The sequence below is a fragment of the Paenibacillus sp. NPDC058174 genome (assembly GCF_042883865.1).
Classification (GTDB): Bacteria; Bacillota; Bacilli; order Paenibacillales; family Paenibacillaceae; genus Pristimantibacillus.
This window is the reverse complement of sequence record NZ_JBHVUY010000003.1, coordinates 624,204-648,918: the sequence shown is the minus strand read 5'-3', so window position 1 is coordinate 648,918 and position 24,715 is coordinate 624,204. Positions and strand designations below refer to the sequence as shown.

The following is a 24,715-nucleotide window of genomic DNA, read 5'->3' as shown; positions in this document are numbered from 1 at the left end:
CTATAACTCAAAACGGCATTTTAGACAAATCCTCCGGATTTTGCAGATCAACTAGAATAGCATGTTCAGAGGATGTAACGACTCCGTCCATTTTCAACCGCCATAACAATCTGGAATGGCCCGCATCTTCCGTATGAGAGCGCTTCCGATCATTCGACTGCTCTGCCCCTGAATCGACGTCCTTCTCTGCCTTTCCCTCGTGTACGAATACTGAACCGCCGCCTTGCTCCAGCCGGTCGACAATTTCTGCTGTCTGCTCCATCGAACCGGCATCAACTAAGGTGAGCTTAGCATCCGTACCCACCCGACGCGAAAAAGCATAAAACGATCGTACCAGCCATTCCATTCTCATATGTTGATTGTGTGCCACAAGTACGTAATGTTTACTCACCCGCACCCGATCCCGTTTGAGCCAATATGTGAGGTGCACGAGAGCAGCGACCAAAGCATAGCAGCCAACAACGACGAGCAATATCCCAACCATGGAAGCCACCTCCTCTTTGTTGACACTATATGCGGAGGCGAGCCTAGTGGTTCCGGACAAATAGGACGAGTTTTTGTTGAAATAGCCTGATCTCTTTTCCCTGTCCGCTATCGACTTCCCTTTATACTTACTGTAAAATAAAACCAAAGCAGCAGATGAAGGATCTCTGTTCCTTAATTGCTTAATATGATGCGTGTGAAGCACACCGCTCTTTTTCCGTGAATCAACGGACGAGGAGCGGTTTTTTTATTTTTAAAAAGATTGGAGGAAACGTCTTGTTTGAATCAAACTATGCAATATGGATTTCGGAACAAATAGCGGATTGTACAGGGGAGAGAAAACGCCGCCTATCCCAACACGGACACGCCGAACAACTATTTTTACAGCATGTTTGGAGGCCGGCCTTTAGTCACTTCGAGTATTTATACGGTGAACATGAGGTCAGTGACTTTAAAGACGGCAAACGATATTTGGATTTTGCCTATATTCGCCCGCCTTATCGGATTTGTTTTGAAATCGATGGCTTCGGCCCGCATTCCCGTGATGTGGACCGCGATCGTTTTGCTGACGGACTAATGCGTCAAAATCATCTTGTTCTTGATGGTTGGACTGTAATTCGCCTATCTTATGATGACATTGCAAAGAGACCGCGCCAATGCCAGCAGCTGCTGCATCAACTTCTTGGGAAGCTTTACAATCCGCAGTTTCTGCCAGACCTGACTGTTCACCATAAGGAGATCATTCGCTATATGACAATCGTCCAAAAGCCGGTTAGTCCTAAAGAAATTAGCAGCCTTCTGCATATTGGGCCAAAGTTTGCCCGTCGGCTTCTGCTCGAGCTTTTGCAAAAAAAGTATGTCGCGGCTCATTCAACAGGAAGTCAACGTATTCGTTTATACAAATTGCATGAAGGCTTGCCATCTTACTTCAGCTGTTAGTCCGGTACCACCCTTAACTCTACCCATTCTTTCATAGCAGTACTCTATCCCGCAGAACATGCCATCCAATTTGTTTGTTCCAAATTCTTAAGACCCTGAAAGGACCTTAACCTGCCTGCGTACATGTTTTTCAAAAAGGATAAGACCCGCCTAGGGTCTTATCCCCTCCCAGAACCATCATATCTGCGTAAAAAAGTCAGGTTTCTCTACTCTTAAGTCCTTCTCAAGGCCTTAAACATCACTCGTGCACACTTTTCAGCAAAGATAAGACCCGCCCAGGGTCTTATCCCCTCTCAGAAGCCTCGAATCTGCATAAAATAGTCCAGTTTCTCTACGCTTAAAGCCTTTTCAAGGCCTTAAACATCACTCGTGCACACTTTTCAACAAGGATAAGACCCGCTCAGGGTCTTATCCCCTCCCAGAGGCATCGTATCTGCGTAAAAAGTCAAGTTTCTCTTCACCTAAGGCCTTCTCAACGCCGTAAGCATCACCCTCACACGCTTCACAGCATGCTTAAGACCCTATCAGGGTCTTATCTCCCCCTCTAGCTAGCAACCAACAAAAACAAAAAAAATCCCGCGTCTATAGACACGGGACTCTGCTATGTATTAACCAGACTTGTTGCGACTGACGGCTGGCTGCGTTGGTCCAGCCCATTTCCTCCGCGCTCCTGCTCCTATAGCTGCAGCTTCGGTCTGCTCTATTGCGAGAGCCTAGCGACTAAACGCCTACAGCCCAGCATCATGCCGCAAAACGCATCCAGCTAACTTAAGCAGTATGAATTACAACGTCACCCAGCCATATTTGATGGATTGAATAACCGCTTGCGTGCGGTCGTCGACCTCCATCTTTTGCAAAATGCTGCTGACATGGTTTTTAACGGTTTTCTCGCTGATGAACAAAAACTCGCCGATAAGTTTATTGCTCTTGCCCTCGGCCATCAGACGAAGCACCTCCGCCTCGCGGCGGGTCAACGGATTATCTTCGCTGGCGATGAACTTCACGCCCGGCTCGCTCGTCGCAGCTGCACCCGATACGACGCCCATTTCATCCAGATACGTCATCCGGCGCAGCTGATTGATCAGCTTGCCCGTCACTTTCGGATGAATATACGCATGTCCATTCACAACGGAACGAATCGCGTTAATGAGTGCCTCAGCCTCCATATCCTTCAGCAAATAGCCGGTCGCCCCTTTGCGGAGCGTCTCGAATACGTAGCTCTCGTCATCATGAATCGAAAGAATAATCACCTTTACATCGGGAAAAATCGTCTTCAAACGCTCTGTCGTGACGACCCCGTTCTCGATCGGCATATTAATATCCATCAGCACGATTTCCGGCTGCGTATGATTGCAGAACTCCAGCACCTGAATGCCGTCGCCGCATTCTCCGATCACTTCAAGGTCGTCTTCCATATTCAGAATCCGTTTGAGTCCTTCGCGAAAAAGCTGGTGATCATCCGCGAGCAACACTTTAATTTTTCTCTTTACACTTGGTGCCTGAGCATTTTGGTTCATTCGTTATCTTTCTCCTTTCTCTACTCTACTGTTATTGGGATATAAAATAAAACTTTCGTCCCTTGTCCGATTTTTGAGTCGATTTCCATCCTCCCTTCGAGAAGATCGACACGCTCACGCATGCCAATCAGGCCAAAATGGGAGTTGTGACTCGCTTGATATTCGACAAGCTCGCTCTGAAAACCTACTCCATTATCAAGAACGGTAATGATCACCATCTCGGGTTGGTAGTTCATTTCCAGTGTGACGTGCGAGGCGCTTGCATGCTTATGCGCATTGGTGTAAGCCTCCTGCACAAGCCGAAAGATTGCTGCTTCCATCGCAGACGGCATTCTGACTTCTTTTCCGGTCAGCTCGAATATGGTATGTATTTTGGTCCTCTCTTCGAAGTCCTGCACGAATTTGCGAAGCGTAGGCACAAGTCCCAAATCATCCAATGCCATAGGACGCAAATTAAAAATAATTTTGCGGATGTCCTCCAGCCCTGAACGAACTTGTCCTTTCAAATCTATTAATTCGTCTTGTACCATTTGAAATTCCTTCTTGATGAGCATTCTTTCTGCAATTTCGGTCCGCAGCACAATATTGGCGAGCGATTGAGCAGGCCCGTCGTGAATTTCACGGGAAATCCGCTTTCGCTCTTCCTCTTGCGCAACGATGATCTTTAAGCCGATCATCTGTCTCGTTTTAGCGGACTCCAATATTCTCGTGACCTGGTTCAAGTCGCCGGACAAATACTCCAGTACGACATTGATTTGCGAGGCGATCATTTCAGCGCGCTCAATGGAGCTTTTGACGTTGCGGACCCGCTTCTGCAAGTCATCCCGTCTCGTCTTCAAATAGGCTTCCTTTTCCCGATAGACCATCAGGTCCATTTGAATGACAGTCGCCTTCTCGTACGCCTGCTTTATATCCTCTTCCTTATATCGGACGAAATCCTTGCTGACTTCAGTCAGCCGAATACGGGCGCGCCGATACTCCTTCTCCAGCTCATCTACCCGAAGAATCGTTTTGCCGTTCTCCTCCAGTACAAGCTCAAGCTCCTGCACGAGGGAATCAAGCTCGGCGCGCGCTGATTCGCATATTTCGTAAATTTGAATCTTGCTGTCTTCCATAACCGCAATTGCATTGGTTATGACGCGATTGATATCTACAATATGTTGATCCACGACGATTCGGCAACCCCTCTTAAAAAGATGAATATAGAAGGTTATACCATTCTATCATAACACAGGAAAGCTGCCGTCCGTCTATTTTTAATCAATGGTAATCTTTTTCGTTTTGTTCTCAAACCCGACTTTTAGGCCCAGGTTTTCAGAGAATAGACGAATCGGAATCAGCGTCCGTCCATTGCGGACAATTGGCGCAACGGCGGTATCTGAGCGTTTTCCGTTCATGACAAGCTCCTTCTTGCCGATAACCATTTCCAGCATCGTTGAGCCTTTAATAACGGTTACGCGATTGAGCTTATCGTCCCATCTCAAAGTTGCGCCTAAAGTATCACTGACGAAACGAAGAGGGACATAAGTCGTTCCGCTAAGCTCAAGAGGAGCTACGTCCAGCGTAATAGCCTTTCCGTCTACAGTCGCTGTTTTCTTGCCGATGTTCATGACGATAGACTTATTCACGCTTGTGACCGGTGCGGTCGCATACTGCAGCTTCAAGTTGTCCAGTCCTACCGCTCCGGTTGCTGCACGCTCATCTTGACCGTCAGCGATCGTTACAACATAGATGCGCTTGAGCTTCACCGGGTATTTCATGCCGTAGGAGCCAAGATCGGCTCTGACCGTTTTCCAGCCTGTCCAATCGAGCTGCTTTGCCAGATCAACCAAATGCGCTTTGCCGTCAGCATCGGTGAATTCAGCCCGCAGCCAGTTCAAACTGCCGTCTCCGTAGACGTCAACCGACAAGCCGTTAGGAGCGCCCTCTACCGTTCTGCCGGACGTACCGTTGAACACAGCATATACAGCCTTCGTTCCTGTACCTGCGCTGAAATCATACGAAATTTGCAGCGCCTTGCCGGATGTCTGTTTCGGCAAATCGCTGACAAGCTTCACGCTGCCTGTTGTCGTCGCTGCAGGCGTGACTTGAGTTGTGATGGCGTAGCCAACGTTCTCAAAGTTCTCCAATGTTTTCTCCGAACCGCCTTGTGTAAATGGCAGAAGTGTCGGGAAACCGTCGTAGCGTCCAATCGCATAGCCAGTTGTCGATGATCCCGTCGACTCAACCGTAATCGTATTGCCTTTCTGCGAGCCCGTAAAGCCGATAAACTCCCATTTCAGCGAATCGCCTGTCAGCTTATAGCTTTTGCCGTTCTTCAGCGTAATCGTAACCGGTACCGACACGGTCGCTCCCTTGCTGAGCACGCCTGCAGCGGCATCCAGCTTCACTTCGGCAACCTGATCCTGGCCAATGACTTCAATTGGATAGTTGGAGGTCACATCGCCGGATCTAACCGAAATAGTTGCCGTTCCTGCTTTTGTAGCTGTAAACTCGTTGCCGCTCATCGTACCGACACTGCCGATGCTGCTCCATTTGGCGTTCGTGCTGGTCAGCTCGAACGGGTTATAGTACGTATCGTAAGCTTTAACTGAATACGAGGCTTTTTGGCCAATAAACAGCACATTCGAGCCGCTTACCGTAATGCCCTTCAAAGATCCCTTCGGTGCCGTCGAAAACACGCCGATTCCGTTCGCTACACTGCGCTGCGTCGTCCCGTATTGCGTAGAGTGAGTAAGCTGCAAGCCCGTCTCGCCCAGCGGCCGGTCAATCATCGTCGTTGAGCCGCCGCCATCAAGATTGATCCCTTTGTAGACGCCTAGTCCGACCATAATTTGCTGCATTTCCTTCAAAGTAGCGCCGGTGCTGTTGCCGAACTTCTCGGTCGTAATCAAGTAAACTTTTTTACCGTCCTTGGAGTAGCCTACTGCTGAACGAGAGACGATCGACGAGCCGCTGACCCCCGTAATATCGCGAGAGAAAGCCGCTGCCGCACCTTTGTCTACGAGGATAGTATGACCGCCGATAAGCATTTGGAAGGTGGAGGGATCTACCTTGCTTCCAGTAGAGGATACTAGTGAATAATTGCTAGTTACGGATTGGCCTACTTGCAGATGCTCTACAATAAACTTAGCGGCATCTCCATGCCCCCGTAGAATATAACCGTCACTCGGAATTGCTCCGGCTATAGGAGCCTGCTCCGAGATCTGCTCGACGATGCCGTTGCGGACGAGCACCTCAGTTGGCGTGGCCATTGCGTTGCGAGGACGTTCGGCTCCGCCCCAGGCGCTTGTATAAATATGAAGCTGATTGAAATGGCTATATTTGGAGTCCCCGACTTCAGGAACATAAGCAGACTGGTTCATGCCGGCAAGTACAAAGGTTGCGCCGTCTCCCGCCTTCACCGTTCCATCAAACGTATAGCTGTCGACGACCGGCTGACGGTCCTTCGTCACTGCGAATGCGTACATCCCTTTTATCTTCATCGGGCTGACAAGCATAGTGCCGCTTGAAACTTGCGCCCCCATCGGCGAGCCTTCCGTAGACGTAATAAACACGTCGGCATTAATTCCGGCAACCGCGCCGTTTTCCTTTGTCATATTGGCAATCGTATTCAGTTTGCCAACTGTGTTGTTTTTCCCGCTCATTGCGTCCAGCTTCACATTAGGATTCGAGAGGTCGATCTCGATGACGTGAACGTTCGTTTCCGCCTTTTTGCCGCTGCGCTGCGTCGTCCAGACGTATTCTTTCTTGATCGCTCCAGCCGTTATGTATGATTCTTGAAGCAGTTTAAATGCCGAGCTTGCCGTTGCCGCTGCTGCGACGGGGGTTTTTACCGGATTCCAGCTCACAGGTACCGCCGACAGCGGTTGAATCAAGAGTGCTCCGCCTAACAGGACTACAATAACTTTCTTGCTCACCGTCTGCCGAACATGGTTGTTGTCTACCTTACGCATCTTTTTTGCAACTCTCCCATCTCTAAGTCTATCTATTATAGACTACAAGACTAGGTTAAAAGTTACGTATTCACAATATTAATAAATATTAATGGGTGAGAGCCTGACCCGTTCTTTGATCGGTAGAATCGCATAAGATCAGCCTATTTGCGAGATCAATCATTAGCTTCAGCTAGTTTAGTCTCTGAAATAGGGCAGAAAAAAGCCTCCCTGCCGAATTCCGCGGAAGGGAGGCTTTTGACCTGTTAGGCACTCAGAAAGTTGACTTTCTCGAGCAATCTTTTAATCATAACGACTGCTTCCGCCCGTGTTGCATTCGTTGTCGGGCTGAACGTTGTCGTCGTTTTGCCGGTAATGACACCGGTGTAGACGGCCTTAGCGACGTCTGTCTGCGCCCAGGAGGCGATTTTGCTGCGGTCAGAGAACTTCGACAAATAAGAGGATGTAGAAGATTGCAGTGTCACTGTAACCCCTGCCGCTTTAGAAGCACGCGTCATCATAACCGCCATCTCTTGACGGGAAATCGGGCTGTTCGGCTTAAAGGTTCCGTCCGAATTGCCTTGGACGATGCCCGCTTCCGAAGCCGCGCCAATATAGGCAGCCATAGCTGTTCCAGTATTAACGTCCCTGAACTTGGATGCAGCCGCTTTATTGCCGGCCAGACCAAGTCCTTTGGCGATATACGAGGCAAACTCGCCGCGCGTAATCGGCTTTTCCGGCTCAAACTTGCTCGTGCTGCGTCCTTCCACGATATATTTCTTGGCCAATATTTGAATCGTTGTGCCCGCCCAATGCTTGCTAATATCCGTGAAGCTTACATTGCCTTGCACAAGTGCATATGCGCTATTGCCTTTGCGCTGGAACTTAGCGATCATTTTGCCATTAACAGTCGTAAAAGTCGTCGGCACGTAGGACAATCCGCCCGTCTCAGGATCATACCAGACAACCGACACGGTCTTGCGATCAATGGAATACGGAGCTTCCATCGAACGTGTCAGATAACCATTGAAGCTTTGAACTGGCTTCACAGTGCCTCCGTAAGAGGCCGACACATCAAAGTGAACCGGGGGCGCCAGCGATGACGCATTCGCTCTGCTAATCGCCGACGTCAGCGTGCTCGTCAAGCTGGAGCTGCCTTGATCGATTTGAATCAGCAAATCACCTACAGCTCCGCTTGCATTCAACGAGCTTGCAATTTGCGAGAAATTCAATGCGCTTAGCGGAATATCATACGAAATTCCGTTGTACTGAACAGCGATTGCTGCGTTGTTGCCATAATACGTTGCGCTTTGCAAGGCAGACAGCGGAAATGCTACTACGGCTGCTCCCTCAGTACTAGGTACCTGGAACACAACTCGCAGATTATTCGATCCCAGCGTACGAGCCGCTTGATAAGCCAAAATAATTTTCTCCGATGGAATCGTGTATTTATTTACGTATTTTCCTGCCGGCGAAGTGGCGCCCGTAATCGTAGCATTGGACTTCTGGATGCCGATGCCTCCGCCTTCAGCTTGCTCAAAGCCTCCCGGCAAGGAATCTATGACAGAGGTCTGATTAGTAAGCGTATAATTCGTAAAGTTCTCGATTAATTTGCCGCTATTCGTTCTTAGTCCTGTTGATGAATTCCCGTAGTAGGACATCGTCACTTTGCTGGACGCGCCGACTGGGGACGATAACGTCAATGTAACCGTAGAACCGCTTAATACCACCTTTGATACTGAATAATTTGTTCCGTCCGCTTGCAGCATAAACTGGGATATGGACGGTACGTAATAATTGTTAAGCGACTCATTGAAGGTCAACGTTGCCGTCGATCCTTTTACAACTCCTGCTGCTAATAATCCTGAGGCATTCCCAACAGGCGCATTAATTGTAGAGAAGGATGCAGCAGCATTGCCGGCCTGATCCGTTATTCTTGGAGAAGCCGCTCCATAGCTGACATAAATCGAATCCCCCGATGATACAGGGCTGCTCAAAGTCAATATGACCTGATCCCCGCTAACTTGCACCTGTGTAACTGTACGGATAGAACTGTTCACGCTAACGCTATAGCTGCCCGGATAAGGTACAGAGGAGCTATTCAGGGACTCGTTGTAACGCAACGTGATTGTCGAGCCATTGGCAACTGCGCTAATTAAGGAAGGCGGAGTTGTGTCCGTTCCACCGCTTATCCGGTAGCTGGAGAACGCATTTACATTAATGCCATCGGTATCCTTAATCGGGTAGGAGCCTGGTGAATAAGAAACATAAACAGCTTGACTGTTTGAAGCTGTACCATTAAAGGTCAACTGCACGGTGCTTCCGCTCACATAAATAGCTGTCGGGCTGTAATAGGTGCCATCGACACTGATGCCAAACTGTGAATAGGCATAGCTGTTTGCAGTAGTCAAAGCTTTATTAAACGTAATTGAGACAATACTTCCGTTGGCTGAACCGCTTACCGGTGCAGCAGATGTTGTATTTACAATCGGTTTGACCTCATAATTGCCGATGCTAAGTGTCTGGTTCCCTACAATATCCGTGATACCGCCGGTTGTAGTAAGCGGCTTCGAATACGATAGCTTGACCGGCTGCCCATTCACGATAGCGCTGGACAAGGTTAGCTTTACCGTGACGTCCGATACCGCTACGGAAACGACAGGTCTCATCACATCGTTAACGGTCACGTAAAAATTGCTGACCGCAGGCACGCTGTATACATTCAACTCTTCATTGAAAGTCATCGTAATAATATTACCCTCATATTCCATCTTACTAATGACTGGCGGGTTTGTATCTTCGCCTATCGTTTTGAACGCCCATTGATATTGGTTTTGAATGCCGGCATAGGCATTGCCAGCCAAATCGGTGACGGCATCTGGACTAATCTCGATGTAATAGTTTGTATTGCCGGCCAGAACGGTACCAGTTGGCTGAACGATGACAATCTGCTTGTTGTTGTCTGGATTAACATAGTAATTTGCCTGGACAGGCTGTGCAGTAGTACTACCTACCGGTCTAATCCATATTGAACCCGTTCCCTTCACAACTGTTTTACTAAATAAAGCAGAAAAATATGCATTGGGCAATACATTGTTCGTGTTATTAGCCGGAATTACCGATTCAAGCGTAGGCTTGACGGTGTCCTGAGTAACACGGAACTGCCAGCTGTTTGCCGTTACACCTGCGAAATAATTGCCTGCCGCATCTCTAAAACCTCTATTGCCGATAACAACATAATATTGAGAGTTATTAACGAACGCTTTATTGGAATCACCTGCATGCAGCGCTTTATTAGGATTAATCGTAATCTTATTTGTACCGCCTCCCGTTACATTATCTGAAGTTACCGGAATAGAACGGAACAATACATTATTTACTACATTTCGAATTTCAATATTTCCGGAATCCGGATAAACCGGCTCATTAAACGTAATTTCAAGATTAGAATTCAAAGTGCCTATTGCTCCGCCATGGGCAGGAAAGACTGCCGTACGGAGAGGAGGGTCTTTCTCATCGCCCGGATCGGTTGTGAAATCCCATGTTGATGCATTAGATATTCCCTGAAACCAGTTCCCTGTGTTTTTATCGACAAAGGCGCCTGCATCAATCAGTACGTAATATCTTGTATTTGCGAGCATCTTTTGAGGACGGATCGTAACTACATTTCCTGATATTGTAACTCTAGAAATATCCGCTGCCAAAATCCGCTCGTCATAGTTGTCATAGGCACGAATAAGATGTATGTACTTATTAGCCCCCGCAACAATTTCTTTATCGAAAGCAACCGCTAGTGCATTCGTTACCGGTACGGACGTTGCATTATCCGCTGGCGATAGACCTATCACATTTACCGGAGCCGGCGCAGTTGTAAATTGCCATATCTGGCCCTGATAAACATTGCCTGTTGCATCCTGCAGGACGCCCCTTGGTATCGTGAATGTATAGGTACTATTCGGATACAATGCAGTGGCTGGCGTGATCGTAATCGTATTTGTGCCGCTGCCTGTTACTTGGCTTGAGGTAACCGGTATTTTCCGTTCCTCGTAAGCTGTGCTGCTTGGATTGGTAACGAGGCTAAGATCGCCATTGGCGATGTATACGATTTTATTGAAAACAAGGGTGATCGGCGATGTGATGGCAATCCCCGCTTGTTCACTTGCCGGATAGGTTGCAATCAATACAGGAGCCGTTGTATCTACCGTCTCCACCGTTTTGAAATTCCATTCCGTTGCATTGGCAATACCCGAATAGTTCGCGCCATTCGATACATTTACGAATGTACCTGGGTCGATTAATACATAATAATCGGTATTCAGATTGAAAGCCTTGCTTGGGCGCACGGTAACGGTCCGTCCAGTTGCATCGATCGAAACCCGACCATCGGTTGCAACATTATAGCTTTCAAACACTGTGTTTAGCGTGTAATTGTAAATCGTAAACGAGGCGGAACCTGTCCCCTTCGCTACGGGCTCATCAAATGTAAAAATGAGCGGTGCATTAAGTCCAACATTCGTAAAATCGTCAGCAGGGCTTTTACTCGTTAATATAGGCCCAGCTGCTGCGGCTTTGACAATGTGGGAACTTGTCATCGATCCCGGCAATAATAGCTGCATGAATAATACGATCGATAAGAACAAACCGATCTTTTGGCGGTAACGATTCATTTCATTCACTCCCCGAAAAATTACAGTCGTACTTTATTTGTCGGTTAGTTCCACTTAAAAATGTAGGTTTAGGAGTTACTTTTCTGGAATAGTTCACCAAAGATCTTTCTATGATGAAATAAAAAAAGCTCAGAATCATAAGATTCTGAGCTCTGGTAATAGTCTATCGCTTATGCAAGCGCTTCGGATTTCAGCTTCTCAGCTTTGTCTACGCTTTCCCAAGGCAGATCGATATCGGTACGGCCAAAATGACCGTAAGCCGCTGTTTTGCCGTAGATAGGACGGCGGAGATCCAACATTTTAATAATGCCAGCAGGACGAAGATCGAAGTTGTTTTGAATGACTTCAACCAGCTTCTCTTCGGAAACTTTGCCTGTGCCATAAGTGTCCACATTAATGGATACCGGTTGAGCAACACCGATTGCATAAGCCAGTTGAATTTCGCATTTGTCTGCAAGCCCGGCTGCAACGATGTTCTTCGCTACATAACGTGCTGCATAAGCTGCGGAACGGTCAACCTTCGTAGGATCCTTGCCGGAGAATGCGCCGCCGCCGTGTCGGGCGTAACCGCCGTACGTATCAACGATAATCTTACGGCCAGTAAGACCTGCATCACCTTGTGGTCCCCCGATTACGAAACGACCCGTAGGATTAATAAAGTATTTCGTTTGCTCATCCAGCCATTCTACTGGCACAACAGGCTTAATTACATGCTCAAGAATATCCGCTTGGATTTGCTCCAGCGAGATTTCTTCCGCATGCTGCGTGGATACGACGATTGTATCGACACGTACAGGCTTGCCGTCCACATACTCAATCGTTACTTGCGTTTTGCCGTCAGGACGCAGGTAACCCAGCGTACCGTTCTTACGAACCTCAGCCAAACGGCGTGCGATACGGTGCGACAATGCGATAGGCAAAGGCATCAATTCTGGCGTTTCATTCGTAGCAAATCCGAACATCAAGCCTTGATCTCCGGCACCGATGTCTTCATTTTCCTGTTGTACGTCTTTACCATCACGTGTTTCAAGGGCAGCGTTAACACCTTGCGCGATATCAGCAGACTGCTCGTTCAATGATGTCAAAACCGCACAAGTGCTGGAATCAAAGCCGTATTTTGCACGAGTGTACCCGATTTCCTTAATCGTACGACGTGCAATCGCTGAAATATCAACATAATCAGCACGGCTGCTGATTTCTCCAATTACCAGTACGAGTCCAGTCGCAACCGATACTTCGCACGCTACACGCGCATAAGGATCAGCTTCAAGAAATGCGTCAAGAACAGCATCCGAGATTTGATCGCAAATCTTGTCTGGATGGCCTTCAGTCACCGATTCCGATGTGAATAGGTGACGACCTTTAACAACCGACATCCGTATCAACCTCCTACAGCCTTATTATAAGATAAGTGCAAATACTCTAAACAAAAAATGAACCTTTTCCCATAGGAAAAGGTTGTTAGACAACTCTCTAGAACAGTATAATACCGAAATTGTCGGTTTGTGTCAATGGACGGGAGTCCTGACAACTTTTACTGATAGCCCCGAAGAACCGCTTCAGCTTGGGATACAAGCCGTTTTGTAATCGAGCCTCCGACAGCTCCAACTTCTCTTGAGGTAAGGGTAGACCACTGAATCGCTCCATGTCCTCCGCCGTTATAGGCCCCAAGCTCGCCCGCAAACTCGGTATCCTCGCCTGCACCAGGAGCTGTGGATGAATACAAACCCAATTCAGCAGCGATTTCATATTTCATTTGATTTAAAGCTGCTTTGCAATTTGGCACCACGATTTGATTAGATGAACGACGACCCATAATGAGACACCTCCATAGGATGTAGGAACATGTCTATAGATTGCGTTCATTTGTGTTTTCGTAAGCGTATAAGCTATTGTCAGCCGGAGCAAAATATAACAGCATCAATATTTACTGAATTGTATAGCCGCCGCGTACCAGAACCGTCAATGTTTTGGTAAAGCCAGGATCCGTTGTAATACCGCGTCCCGCCCGAGGGAAAATAACGAGATGATTCGCCGGAACAGACTGTCCTTTAAATACATCCTTGCCGCCCGTCACATCAGCCAAACCGTTCGAGTCAGGGCTATAAGCCACTGCTTTGCCAGCGCGGACAATAATTTCTGTCCCTTCATTTGCGATCAGGATTTTGCCGTTCGGCACCGTAACGACTTCCAGCTTGTCGCCGCCCGAATTGCCTTCTTGGCCCTTATCTCCAACTAATGCATCTACGTAGCTCTTAGTGACAACTGGGTCCTCTACAGAGCCTGGCACCGCTGAAGCCCCATCTGCTTCAATTGTACTCGTGTTCCAATAACCGATACCGAATCCGCCAACAACGAGCACAGCCCCAAGCGCGATTCTAGCAACCCATTTCTTCATCGTAATCGATAACTCCTCTCTAGCAAAAAAATACGGGTATCTGTTTAAAGATACCCGATTTAGTACTTCTTTTCTACTGTTATTTGGATAATTGATAGCGTTGAACTAGTTTACATTCGGATCTGCCCAGTTAGTAAAGCCTGACCATTGGATTTTCTTGGAAATCAGCTTCTTTTTAAGTCCATTAAGTTCTTCATAGATATTTACACTTATTGCTGTTGAATAATTTTTAATCTCTTCGTTAATTTCTGTAAAATTACTTCCAGTCTTCCAAATATATTTGGCTGTAGTTGAATTAGTGTCTAGTTCAATTGGTGCTGACATAATTGTTGTGTTAGTAGATTCATCTTCAATTGTAATAATCAATTTACGAGAGCTAAATCCATCATAACTATAATTACGCTGTACTTCTGTTGCAATATTCATATTTAATGTTGTATTTGTAACCCACGCAGAAAGTGACTTGATGTTAACTGCAAAAGGACCAACTTTAATATTACTAAAATCCTTGGTTACTTGCTTCTCAGTTGGTAACGAGAATTTAGCAGCATTAAAGTATCCTTGGGCCTGATCATCATTATTCTGAATAATACCTTTATCGTTAAATGCCAGCCCAAACAATAGAGTTGCGCCTGTCATGTCCATATCTTTCGGCACGTCTACTGTTACAATGACTTGTTCTTTACGATTAGGATTAATCGAATTTGTCGTTTTTATTAATTTAGTTTCAAATAAAGATCCATTGGATGTTTGAACATAACCTGTCCATTTGGATGTTGCTTTCGCTCGTGTTTGATTATTCGTAATATCCATATAGATAGCAAACACTTTGCTGAATTCTCCTTCAAAAGTGCGAACATCTGTTACTGCGGCTGCTACCTTCTCACCATTATCTTCAATGGAATAGTTTGAACCAACAGCAATTGTTTTAGGTGTGGTAGCAGCTTTAGTTGTAAGTGAGGCTAATTCATTTTTCTTTTCACCATCAAGCTCGAACAACTTGAATTTGATGTTATTTATATTAAAACTGTTTGACACAGCACCATAATAATATACTACTGCAGAACCTTTAGCAGGAATAGAGACCTGAGTTGTTAAAGGAAGAACCTTTGTATCAATTTCTGCACTGTCATCTAAGTAAAAGGCGCCGTTGATTTTTGGAATAGGAGCAGCCTTGGTTCCTTTATTTGTAATCGTCAGCTTACCAATTAAATTATCATTTGTTTGCCATGGATATTTCTGCAGGGAGTCAATACTGATGTCATAAACATAATCACCGGTAATATATTCGTATTTATTAGTTGCAACATTAACGGTTGGTGCATTTAAACTCACATTGAACCTGGCTGCTGGTACGTTAATGCTTGCTGCACCTTCTCCAACAGATTGAACAACAATTAGCTTCATACCAGTCGTTTTAATTGTCTTAGGTAATTCAACCGATATCTTTACTGTTTCTAGAATAGCCGGGCGAAGTGAAATCTCTGCGGGAGCAGTGGATGACGATTGTTTCAATTCATACAGTGCACCTGTTGTGGATTGCATAAAAAATTTAAAATTAGGGATCGTTACACTAAATTTCCCGGTGTTACGCATAGCGAGTTCTAAGTTAATAACATTATTGCTTGAACCTGAAGAAACAGTCGATTTATTAACACGCATGTTGATAACCGTGTTATTCAATTTAACAGCTTTATAGCCGCCCACTTTCACATCATTATTATAATCCGATGGAAACATAAACTTAGCCACATTCTTTTCGTATCCTGATACAGAAAAATCAAATTTAATAATTTTTAGTACCAGATTAGCTAAAGTAACATTATTAGGAACTTCACTATAGAAGGTTAAAGTAACGCTCGACTTAGGTGCAACAGATTTTTTAGCTTTATCAGATTCGATCAAAGCTAATGTATATTTATTTCCACTCCACGATGAAAGCCTTGCCCAATAGTCTTGCAAATTCATAGCTGCACTACCACCATTGTAGAATGTTACTGTAAAACTTGCTGTACTTCCTTTGCTGCTTGGAATCAGATCCGCGCTTTCCAGCTTAACATAGGAACTAGAGTTTATGTATACCGGTTTACTAATGTCTGTACCGGCTGCATAACCGGTTTGCCTAGCAATAGGCAGGACAAGAGATAGAACTAATACAATAGCTAATAACAGATAAAACTTATTGTTTATCTTCGTTCGCAAAAAACTATGCATTTTTAATCACTCCGTATCGTTTTTTATATAGACGCAATACAAGTCGATTTTGTTTCCCCATTACAATCTATTATATGTATTTATTTTAGCAATGCTATATGAACATAAGATGAACAGAGTTAATATAGAAAAAGGGTTCCTGACCATGTCAGGAACCCTTTCCCTATAAGACCTTTAATCTTCTAGAAGATTATTAGCCTTTTTTGATAACAACTACAGCAACTTCTTTATTAACACCGAATTCTTTACCAGTGTTAGATACGAATACGCTGTATGCATTGTCGCCTTGATCATCAGTCAGTTGTGCAGTTACAACGTCTGCGATCGAACCGAATTTAACATTGTTGTTAGCATCGATTACTACAACAGAAGATTCAGCTGTCAATACATAGTTCAAGTTGTCAGCTACAAACGTGTTGTATGTTTGGCTAGCAGCAGTGAAGTTGTTGATCAGACCAGTAGTGCTGTTCTTCTCGTAAACAACAGTCAGACCATCGTATTTCGACGACACTGGATTTCCGTTGCCATCAAGAATGCTAGCAAGTTTAACGATTACGTTGTTGTCAGCATTTTTAGCTGCCAGGGCAAGATAAACGTTCTCTTTAACTTCAACTTCTTTGTCGTTACCGTTTACGCTCAGTTTAACTTTGTATACCGAGTCGCTAACGTTGTCGTTGGTAACTTTTGTAACAGCCAAGTATTTACCAGCGATTGTAGGAAGAGCTTTTTCAGCTGCTTCAAGATCTTTAACCAATACGATGTAAGCAGCGTTGTAGCCGCTATCGTCAGTTACAGCGAAAGCAATGTCGTTTTTAGTTACACGAGCGATATCGCCTTTAGTGATTTTTGCATCGGATTTAACAGCATTGTTTTCAACAACTTTAGTTGCATCCAGAACTACAGTGCTACCGTTGATGTTGTAAGTGCTGTTGCCGATTTTAACAGATGTATCGGATTTCTCCGCTACAGTAGTAGTTCCCAAAACGTTGCCTTTAGGAGCGCCATCAATACCAGTTACAGTTGCGCCGTCGAATTTCAGTTTAGCAAATTCGCCAACAACTACATTACCGATATCAGTGTTTCCAGCTTGACCAACTGCTGGCAGGTTAACTGTAACGATTTTGTCTTCTTTTACCGAGTAGTATTTCAAAACATTACGTTTTACAACTACACCGTCAACGATTACTTGAGCACCTTGACCATTGTCACCAGTGTTGTAACCAAGAACGATAGCCAGGTTGTTGTCAGCTGCGCCTGGAGTTACGACAGTAGCTTTAACGATACCTTTGTCTTTGTTCAGGAACAATTTGTACTCAGTACCATTTTTCAGAGCCAGACCGCCAATAGCTTCTTTGTACTGCTCGCCATTTACTGTGTAGAAAGTATCAGCATTAACTTTCGTTACTGCAGTTACTTTACCAGTAACAACGTTACGAGTAGCGTTAACTTCAGAAGCTACTTGTTTAGCGTTACGTACAACTTCCAATACGTCGTCAGCTGCAAGATCAGTAACAGCTTTCACTTCGCCATTGATTGTGTAAACAGTGTTATCGTTAACCACCGAGTAACCACCAGTGTGAGTGATACGTGCGTCGTTGGAAGAAGTTTTAGCTACATAACCAACATACAGAGCGTTAACTGGAGCGTATTCTTTTGCAACCAGAGCACGTACCGAACCGTCTTTGTTGAGCAATACGTCAACAGATGCGCCGGAAGCGATTGTACCACGGTTAGCAACGGAAACTACGTCACCGTTTTTGAAGAAATCAGTTACACCGTAAGTGTTGCTAGCTACAGTGTTGATAGTGTATTCTTTCTTGTCGTCGCCTACTTTAACGAAGATCTTGGAAGCATCAGCGCCAGTTGTAGCAGGAACAGCGTCAAGTTTACCTGCAACTGTACGGTCAGCAGGTTGTGCATCAGTCAGAGCAAGAACTTTACCGTCTTTGTCAAGAAGTGCTACTACTTCGTGACCAACCAGTTGGGAAAGTTTTTTGCCGCCAGTAACGATGAACTTCGAAGAAGTAGTCGTCCAAGCATCGTTCAGCTCTACTTTACCGTTGCTGTCAAGAGCACTGTTAGTCAAAACGGAAGCTACCGATTTGCCCAGTTTAGTGATCAATTTAACACGGCTGTAAGTGCTGCCATCATCATTTAATTTAGTAACGAAGTATTGGTCGCCATCAGCGTTATAAGCAACCAATTCTTGTTGCAATGCATTCGAAGTCACTTGAGCAACGATTGCACGAGTTGCAAGCGTACCAGGTGTAATTTCTACTTTGCTGAACAGACCAAGGTCTTCAGCTTTAACCAGTACGTTGTAAGGCCACGAGCCTTGAAGTTTAGCATCTTGGTAACCCAGTGCACGAGTTACGATTGCTACAACTTCTTCAAACTTGATGTTGTCGTTAGGACGGAATTTGCCAGTCCCTTTGTCACCAAGGATGAAACCTTTAGTAGCAGCTACGTTGATGTAACCAGTGTACCATTCATTAACTTTAACGTCTTTGAATGTTGGTTTAACTGTTTGCATCAGCGTTGCAGCGCTACCGCTACCTGTTGCTTCTACAACGATTTTCGCCAATTCAGCGCGAGTAATTTTGTTTTCTGGTTTGAAAGTACCATCTGCATAACCATTGATAATGCCAAGAGCGACAAGCTCTTCGATTGCGGATTGCTCTTTTTTGCCCACTACGTCAGATGGAGTAGCAGCGAATGCTGAACCAGCGACGGAAAGGACCAAAGAGAAAGCCAGCACGAGTGCTAATAAACTTTTCTTCATAACCTTTTTTTCTCCTCCTCTAAAATGCTTCGGTTGTTGAGAGTTTTGTTTGCTTAATGAATTGCTCGTTTCCCTCATAGCCGTTGTCACCCCCTTCCCAGAGTAGAGCAGTATTTAGTATAAATGATGTCTGCCGCCATGTTTAACCCTATGTAAGAACATGTCGCAGAAACTTGTAAACCTTGTAATAAAATGATAGAGAAGCTATACCACTTTAACATTATACAATGGGCTACCCTCACCGTAAAGAGAAAGTTGAGAATTCATTCCAACTAACTCCGAAATTCGGAAGTTCTTCACCCTATATAATGCTTTGTCGTAATAGCGACATGTAATTAAACGCACTGGAGTCGAAAAAGTTGCGGTATCCGCTCAAAAATATTCAAAAGATTTTTGAAAGGCTTGTACGCTGCCACCTATTCGGTTCATTATGTATTTCGCGTTTAAATTCCTGCTGTCTACTACGCTTTTCCGGTACTTTGCTAGTATAGCTTGTACCCGGCGCTTCCGTCGATGCTAAAGATTTTCCATGGATAAACTTGCTTCACAACAAGAAAGAGGACAGAAAATAGAAGCACTTTCTGTCCTCTTATTTTGCATAAATCTACAATATATTACAAGAGTCCATTTTTACGCATAACGCGCTCGGCAATAATCGCTGCATCCGCACGCTTCAGATTCGATTTCGGATCGAAACGGAATGTCGGCTTAGCTGTGCCAGTCGTTGTATTCGGCAGGCCTTCAATAAATTTAGCTTTATTGACTGCCAGCACCGAAGATAATGCATAACCATCGACCAGGTTAGCGTCTGTAAACAATTTTTGCAGAGCTGTTCTGTCACGCTTCTGATCCTCTTTGCCGTCTTTAACCAGGTTGCCGGCACGAGCGATCATAACCGCCGCCTCTTCCCTCGTCAACGGTTCGTTCGGCAGGAACTGACGAGGCCCTTTGCCCCGGATAATCCCTTTGCGTACTGCCGTTTCGATATAGCGGTAATCCCAGAAAGGACTGAGGCCCAGAACAGGAACAACGTCATCAAACGTCATATCATTCGGGTTGTATTCCAATGGGATCTGATACATTTTAACCAGCAGCTGTGCAAACTCGCCGCGAGTAATGTTGTCATAGACGCCGAACTCATTATTGTTCTTAGAGTTCATGATACCGCGGCCATACATCAGCTCCAGGGAGTTGCGAGCATATTCGTGACCGATAATGTCTGTGAAGCTATAACGGATTTGCATAACCACATAATAGCCGAAGCCGTTAATAGGCGCAGTAATCGTTTTGCTGCCTACATTGATTTTCCCGCCCATGTTTTCCCATCTGCCATTATAATAACGCCAGATGCTGAGCGTATTTGCCGCTGTGTTTACAATCTTCGAATCATATTTCAGCGTAATTTCGCCGGAATTAGATGTTTCCAGCCAACGTGTTAACGGGCGGCTAAAAAATTCATTGCTCGTGTTGTAAGGCTGTTTGCCCTGTTGGAAAGTATAACCCGTTTGAACCGTTCCTTCAACATAGCCCGGATCGATCCAGAACAGATTGGAGGCAAACCCGAAGTGCGCTGTCGGACGGATAACCGCCGCGCCAAAGTCGCTGAATGAAACTGTGCTGAACGTGCCGTCTTTAGCGTTGGCACCGTCATATTCACCAACTGCGTTGTATACCTTAACGGTTCTTCCGTCTGTACGGTCTGCGATGCCGAACAGAATTTTTTGCGAGTCGAACAGGTCGATCGTTTTTACATCTTGCCCTGGATTAATATTAGCCGGACGCAGGAACGTATTTTTAGGGAAGCTTACCGTAACTTCGCCTTTAAATGCCGAAAGCTTGCCGGTCTTTGGTATCGCTGCTTTGTATTGAGCGCCGATCGAGTTATCCGCTGCATAGTTGACGGAGAATTCACCGTTCAGCTTCTCCGTACCGCGATACACAGTAAATTTAATTTTGTTAACACCCGCTTTAAGGCCTTGCAGCTCATAACGGAAGATTTCATCATTTACGCTTTTTATCATATTGTCTTTACCGATTACGACGCGGTCTGCACCTTCTGCCCGAATACTTACATTAAGGAAGTTCTGGTTAATAACCGCTTCTTGAGGCAGCTTCGGAGACAACAGCTCGTATGGCGGCAACTCACGCGTTATCGTAATTGTCTGACTTACGCTTTCCGTACCTACCTGGGAAATAATCGTTATGCTCTTAGCCCCTGAAACAGGCAGAGCCAGTCCGAACAAACGCAAGTTATATGTTTTTTGAGTTGGACTCGTTGAAGGTTCAATGAAAAGCTTCGACAAATCAGCCGGCGTCACGGTCATGACATTGTCGGCTGTATTAACGGTCGCTGTTGCATAGTCAACGCCATCCACTTTAATGATCAAGTTAGCAAGATTCGTTACCGTAAACAAAATATCCGCTTTTTTCTGTGATGTTGTGTAGCTGAATGCGGAAGAGCCTGGAATAAACTTGCGATCCGGATCGGCGAACAGTCGCTTGGATTCCGAATCGTTAATCGGATCAACTGTATACGGAACAGGCTTAATACCTGAAACTGTCGGCTGCTTGTCCGAGAAACGATAGATAACGAGTGTCGTCGTTACCGCCACGCCATTTGCGGTACCCGAAAGTACAAGTTCATTGCTGCCGAATACAAGTTGGGTAATCGGAATCGTGAATGCACCTGTAGCTGCAGTAACAAACCCGCTAACATCGGATGTTACACCATTTAATGAGAATCTGAACGATGCGATGTCTGAAGCTCTAAAGTTGAGCAGCTTACCTGTAATCGACCCCAGCGGGTTGATATCATAATAAACTGCGCCGTTATAGGTATTCGTAACTTGAATCGAAGAGATCGGGTTATAATGGAACGTTCTGGTTACCGTATTGCTCTCTGTTCCTTTAGTAACCGTGAAAGACAGTTCTATTTCACCTTGCGGCATAGCATCGATCCGATAAATCCGCTGTTTGCCGTCGCTTGTCGTAAACGCTGTCGCCGAGAAGGAAGATCCGGCCGCAACTCCGTTTACTTTCGCAGAAATGGACGTTGTGTTGCCTGCCGAAAGATCAAAGTTCATTGTATCGACTGCAATCCAAAGCGGCACTTGGCTTACTGCAACATTGTTCGAGAAACGTGTGCTGGATCCGAATGTGGCTGTTGTTCCATTAAAAGAAACATCATACAGCTGTCTGAGATCCGTTATATAGGCTGCATTCGCGCTTCTTACTGTAAATTCTACCGGGAAATTCGCTGTTGAGCCGTCATAGGAATTACTTCTCACCCACAGCTGGTACTTGCCGCTAGTGCCAGCAGTCAGATCTGTTGTGCTGGTAAAAGTAAATTCCGTCCAATCCTGATTTACTGTACCTTTTTGTACAGTTGTGTTCAGAACACCTAGCGAAGTTCCCGCCTCGTTGACCAGTTCCAAATCAATAGTCGGGTTAGGCGTCGATGGAGCTGTAGCCGTTTTAAACAAGATTTTACCTGTAATAGTTTGAGTTGCAATCGGAGCTACAATCGGCTTGCCGTCCAATTGCGTTGTTCCTGCAAAAACATTGTATGGAGTAGGCGTATTCTCTTTAAAATAAACAAGCTCCCGGTTCACCGTAAAGCTCTTGTCTCCGTTACGGGAAACGATCTGCAGTTTATTCAATCCCAGCTGCAGATTAAGATCGGACAATACAAAAGTGCCCGCGCCGCCGTTAAACATTGCCACGCCGTTAATAAGCACGTCTTGCGCATTTGTCGCTTTGACCATCAAGGAAGGATTAGCTGTCGTTACAACAACAGGCTGACCCTCTGTTAGTGGCGTGCCATTAGCTAGCTGAACGCTAGTAATAACAGGCACGTTGCCGTAGCTGACATAACTTACGCCCTCTACGATGCCGCCGGAGCCGTTGCCGCTAGTTCCGATAACGGTAATCCGGTTCAAGCCTTCAAACAGCTGAATGCCGGCAAAGAAAAACGTGTTGCCGATAATAGACGGCGTAATGCCGCCATTCGTGGAAGCTACAACATTGCCGTTAACCAGACGTTCCACTTTATAAGTAATAGATCCTGAAGAGACGTCACTGAAAGAACCGCGCAAATCTACTGTACTGGTGTTGACGACGGTAGGACTGCTTTGAACGGTACTGAAATCTGTAAATTGAAAATAAATCGAATCCGCTTTAGCCGGACTGACTGGCAGCATCGTTACCAATAAGGCAACTGCAACCAAGCTGCTTAGAAAACTTTTCCACAATCTGTTCACGCTGTTATCCTCCTCCATATATAGCCTCGCGGCAATTACCGCCTAATGCGCCGCCGCTTTTCACAGCACCGCGGCTAGACGGTCTCCAAACTCTGCTTATACGCAATTCTCATACATACTTGTTCCCGATTTGCCAACCGACCCTTTTAACGATTTTCTTTCCTCCCTTTTCCTCTTTAGCCTGTACCTATATCTGCCATTTCGACATGATTAGACGCAAAGGCCGCAGAAAAGTTCTGTATTGTGTTTATCGGCTTTTGGGAGCTGAAATTTTAGTCGAATCGTGGAAAACATATGATTCTCTTGCACTTTCCCCCAACACGCACAAAAAACCCGAGGGCTCCATGCCCCCGGGCTTCATGATTAATCTTAAATTATTTCGAACGGTCTGCATCAACTTTCAGCCGCAAGCGCATCCGGTTCAAGAAGTTAATCACCGGGCGACGCGTTTTGTCGACGATACCGATCAGCTCAGCGCCGATCTGCAGACAGAGCATCACGAGACAGATCACAAGGAACGTTATCCAGTTAGCCGCATTGGATTGAACGACGGTCGATTGCAGGATGGCAAATCCGCCGAACACCGCAGCCACACCCCAGATGATAAGAACCGTCTTGCGGTGGCTGAAGCCAAGCTCCTGCAAGCAGTGATGCAGGTGGCCTTTATCCGGTGCGAAGATTGGACGTTTATTAACCAGACGGCGGATAATTGCGAAAAAGGTATCCGACAGCGGTACGCCGATAATCAGCAGCGGAGTTACGAACGAGACGATCGTGATCTGCTTGAAGCTGATCATCGACAGCATCGCAAGGCAGAAGCCTAAGAACAATGCGCCCGAATCGCCCATAAATATTTTCGCCGGATGGAAATTGAAGAACAGAAATCCGACAATGCCGCCCAGCAGCAATGTGCTAAGCAAAATAATTGGAATATTGCCCATAATGATCGCCATCACGAGAATTGTTCCGATTGCAATACCGGAGACACCGGCTGCAAGCCCGTCCAAGCCGTCAATCAGGTTGATGGCGTTCGTCACGCCTACAATCCAGAAAATCGTCAGCGGAATCGACAGCCATGAAGCGATTGGCTGCATAGCGTCGCCGAATGGAAAGTTCAAGAAATCGATTTTAATATCAAAGACGAATACGACTACGCATGCCGCGGCTATTTGCCCCAGCAGCTTCACTTTCGCCGACAGCTCGAAGCGGTCATCGAAAGAACCAAGCACGATAATAATCGTACCGCCAGCTAACATTGCCCAAATCAGGTTCATGTTCGAATCGGTAAGCATACCGTCCGGAATGAATGGCATCAGCACCAGCAGTCCTACTACAAATGCAGCATAAATGGCTAGGCCGCCCATACGCGGCATGATGCGTGTATGCACTTTACGATAGTTAGGTTTGTCGATGGCGCCCACTTTAAAGGCGAATTTCTTCACCAGCGGTGTCATCACTAGCGCAATTAATACTGAAAGAATAAATCCAATTGTATAAAGTAAACCTGCTGACATTTATGCA

13 protein-coding genes are annotated in these 24,715 nt (G+C 45.8%); 1 reads left to right on the top strand and 12 read right to left on the bottom strand.

Features of this window, described 5'->3' with window-relative positions; translation table 11 throughout:
• Positions 1–7: 7 nt before the first annotated feature.
• A complete protein-coding gene (locus tag ACFVVF_RS18940) occupies positions 8–484 on the bottom strand; it encodes a hypothetical protein (protein ID WP_387812936.1) in 477 nt (158 codons plus the stop codon).
• Between the two features lie 275 nt (positions 485–759).
• On the opposite strand from ACFVVF_RS18940, the gene ACFVVF_RS18935 reads away from it, so the two are divergent.
• Positions 760–1,422 (top strand): DNA-binding response regulator, encoded by a 663-nt coding sequence (locus tag ACFVVF_RS18935; RefSeq protein ID WP_387812933.1) that lies wholly within the window; start codon positions 760–762, stop codon positions 1,420–1,422.
• Positions 1,423–2,204: 782 nt separating this feature from the next.
• Here ACFVVF_RS18935 and ACFVVF_RS18930 read toward each other — a convergent pair.
• The 11 genes from ACFVVF_RS18930 to ACFVVF_RS18880 all read right to left on the bottom strand — a co-directional run bounded on the left by ACFVVF_RS18930 (position 2,205) and on the right by ACFVVF_RS18880 (position 24,708).
• Entirely contained in the window at positions 2,205–2,939 is a 735-nt protein-coding gene (locus ACFVVF_RS18930) for a response regulator (protein ID WP_387812930.1), read from the bottom strand.
• 20 nt (positions 2,940–2,959) lie between these two features.
• The gene (locus tag ACFVVF_RS18925; RefSeq protein ID WP_387812927.1) at positions 2,960–4,108 is read right to left on the bottom strand and encodes a sensor histidine kinase; all 1,149 of its coding nucleotides are present in this window, start codon (positions 4,106–4,108) and stop codon (positions 2,960–2,962) included.
• An 87-nt stretch (positions 4,109–4,195) separates the two neighbouring features.
• Positions 4,196–6,895 carry a stalk domain-containing protein gene (locus tag ACFVVF_RS18920; protein ID WP_387812924.1) on the bottom strand — a complete coding sequence of 900 codons (2,700 nt, stop codon included), beginning with the start codon at positions 6,893–6,895 and terminating at the stop codon, positions 4,196–4,198.
• A 245-nt stretch (positions 6,896–7,140) separates the two neighbouring features.
• On the bottom strand, positions 7,141–11,541 hold the full coding sequence (locus tag ACFVVF_RS18915; protein ID WP_387812921.1) for an Ig-like domain-containing protein: 4,401 nt from the start codon (positions 11,539–11,541) through the stop codon (positions 7,141–7,143).
• Between the two features lie 170 nt (positions 11,542–11,711).
• Positions 11,712–12,917 carry a methionine adenosyltransferase gene (gene metK / locus ACFVVF_RS18910; RefSeq protein WP_387812918.1) on the bottom strand — a complete coding sequence of 402 codons (1,206 nt, stop codon included), beginning with the start codon at positions 12,915–12,917 and terminating at the stop codon, positions 11,712–11,714.
• A gap of 158 nt (positions 12,918–13,075) precedes the next feature.
• Positions 13,076–13,357 (bottom strand): alpha/beta-type small acid-soluble spore protein, encoded by a 282-nt coding sequence (locus ACFVVF_RS18905; RefSeq protein ID WP_387812915.1) that lies wholly within the window; start codon positions 13,355–13,357, stop codon positions 13,076–13,078.
• Between the two features lie 111 nt (positions 13,358–13,468).
• A complete protein-coding gene (locus tag ACFVVF_RS18900) occupies positions 13,469–13,939 on the bottom strand; it encodes a hypothetical protein (protein ID WP_387812913.1) in 471 nt (156 codons plus the stop codon).
• Positions 13,940–14,044: 105 nt separating this feature from the next.
• Positions 14,045–16,153 (bottom strand): hypothetical protein, encoded by a 2,109-nt coding sequence (locus tag ACFVVF_RS18895; RefSeq protein ID WP_387812910.1) that lies wholly within the window; start codon positions 16,151–16,153, stop codon positions 14,045–14,047.
• A gap of 193 nt (positions 16,154–16,346) precedes the next feature.
• A complete protein-coding gene (locus ACFVVF_RS18890) occupies positions 16,347–19,013 on the bottom strand; it encodes an S-layer homology domain-containing protein (protein WP_387812908.1) in 2,667 nt (888 codons plus the stop codon).
• A gap of 536 nt (positions 19,014–19,549) precedes the next feature.
• On the bottom strand, positions 19,550–23,194 hold the full coding sequence (locus ACFVVF_RS18885; RefSeq protein ID WP_387812906.1) for an S-layer homology domain-containing protein: 3,645 nt from the start codon (positions 23,192–23,194) through the stop codon (positions 19,550–19,552).
• A gap of 374 nt (positions 23,195–23,568) precedes the next feature.
• Entirely contained in the window at positions 23,569–24,708 is a 1,140-nt protein-coding gene (locus ACFVVF_RS18880; protein ID WP_387812903.1) for a glycosyltransferase family 4 protein, read from the bottom strand.
• Between the last annotated feature and the right edge of the window lie 7 nt (positions 24,709–24,715).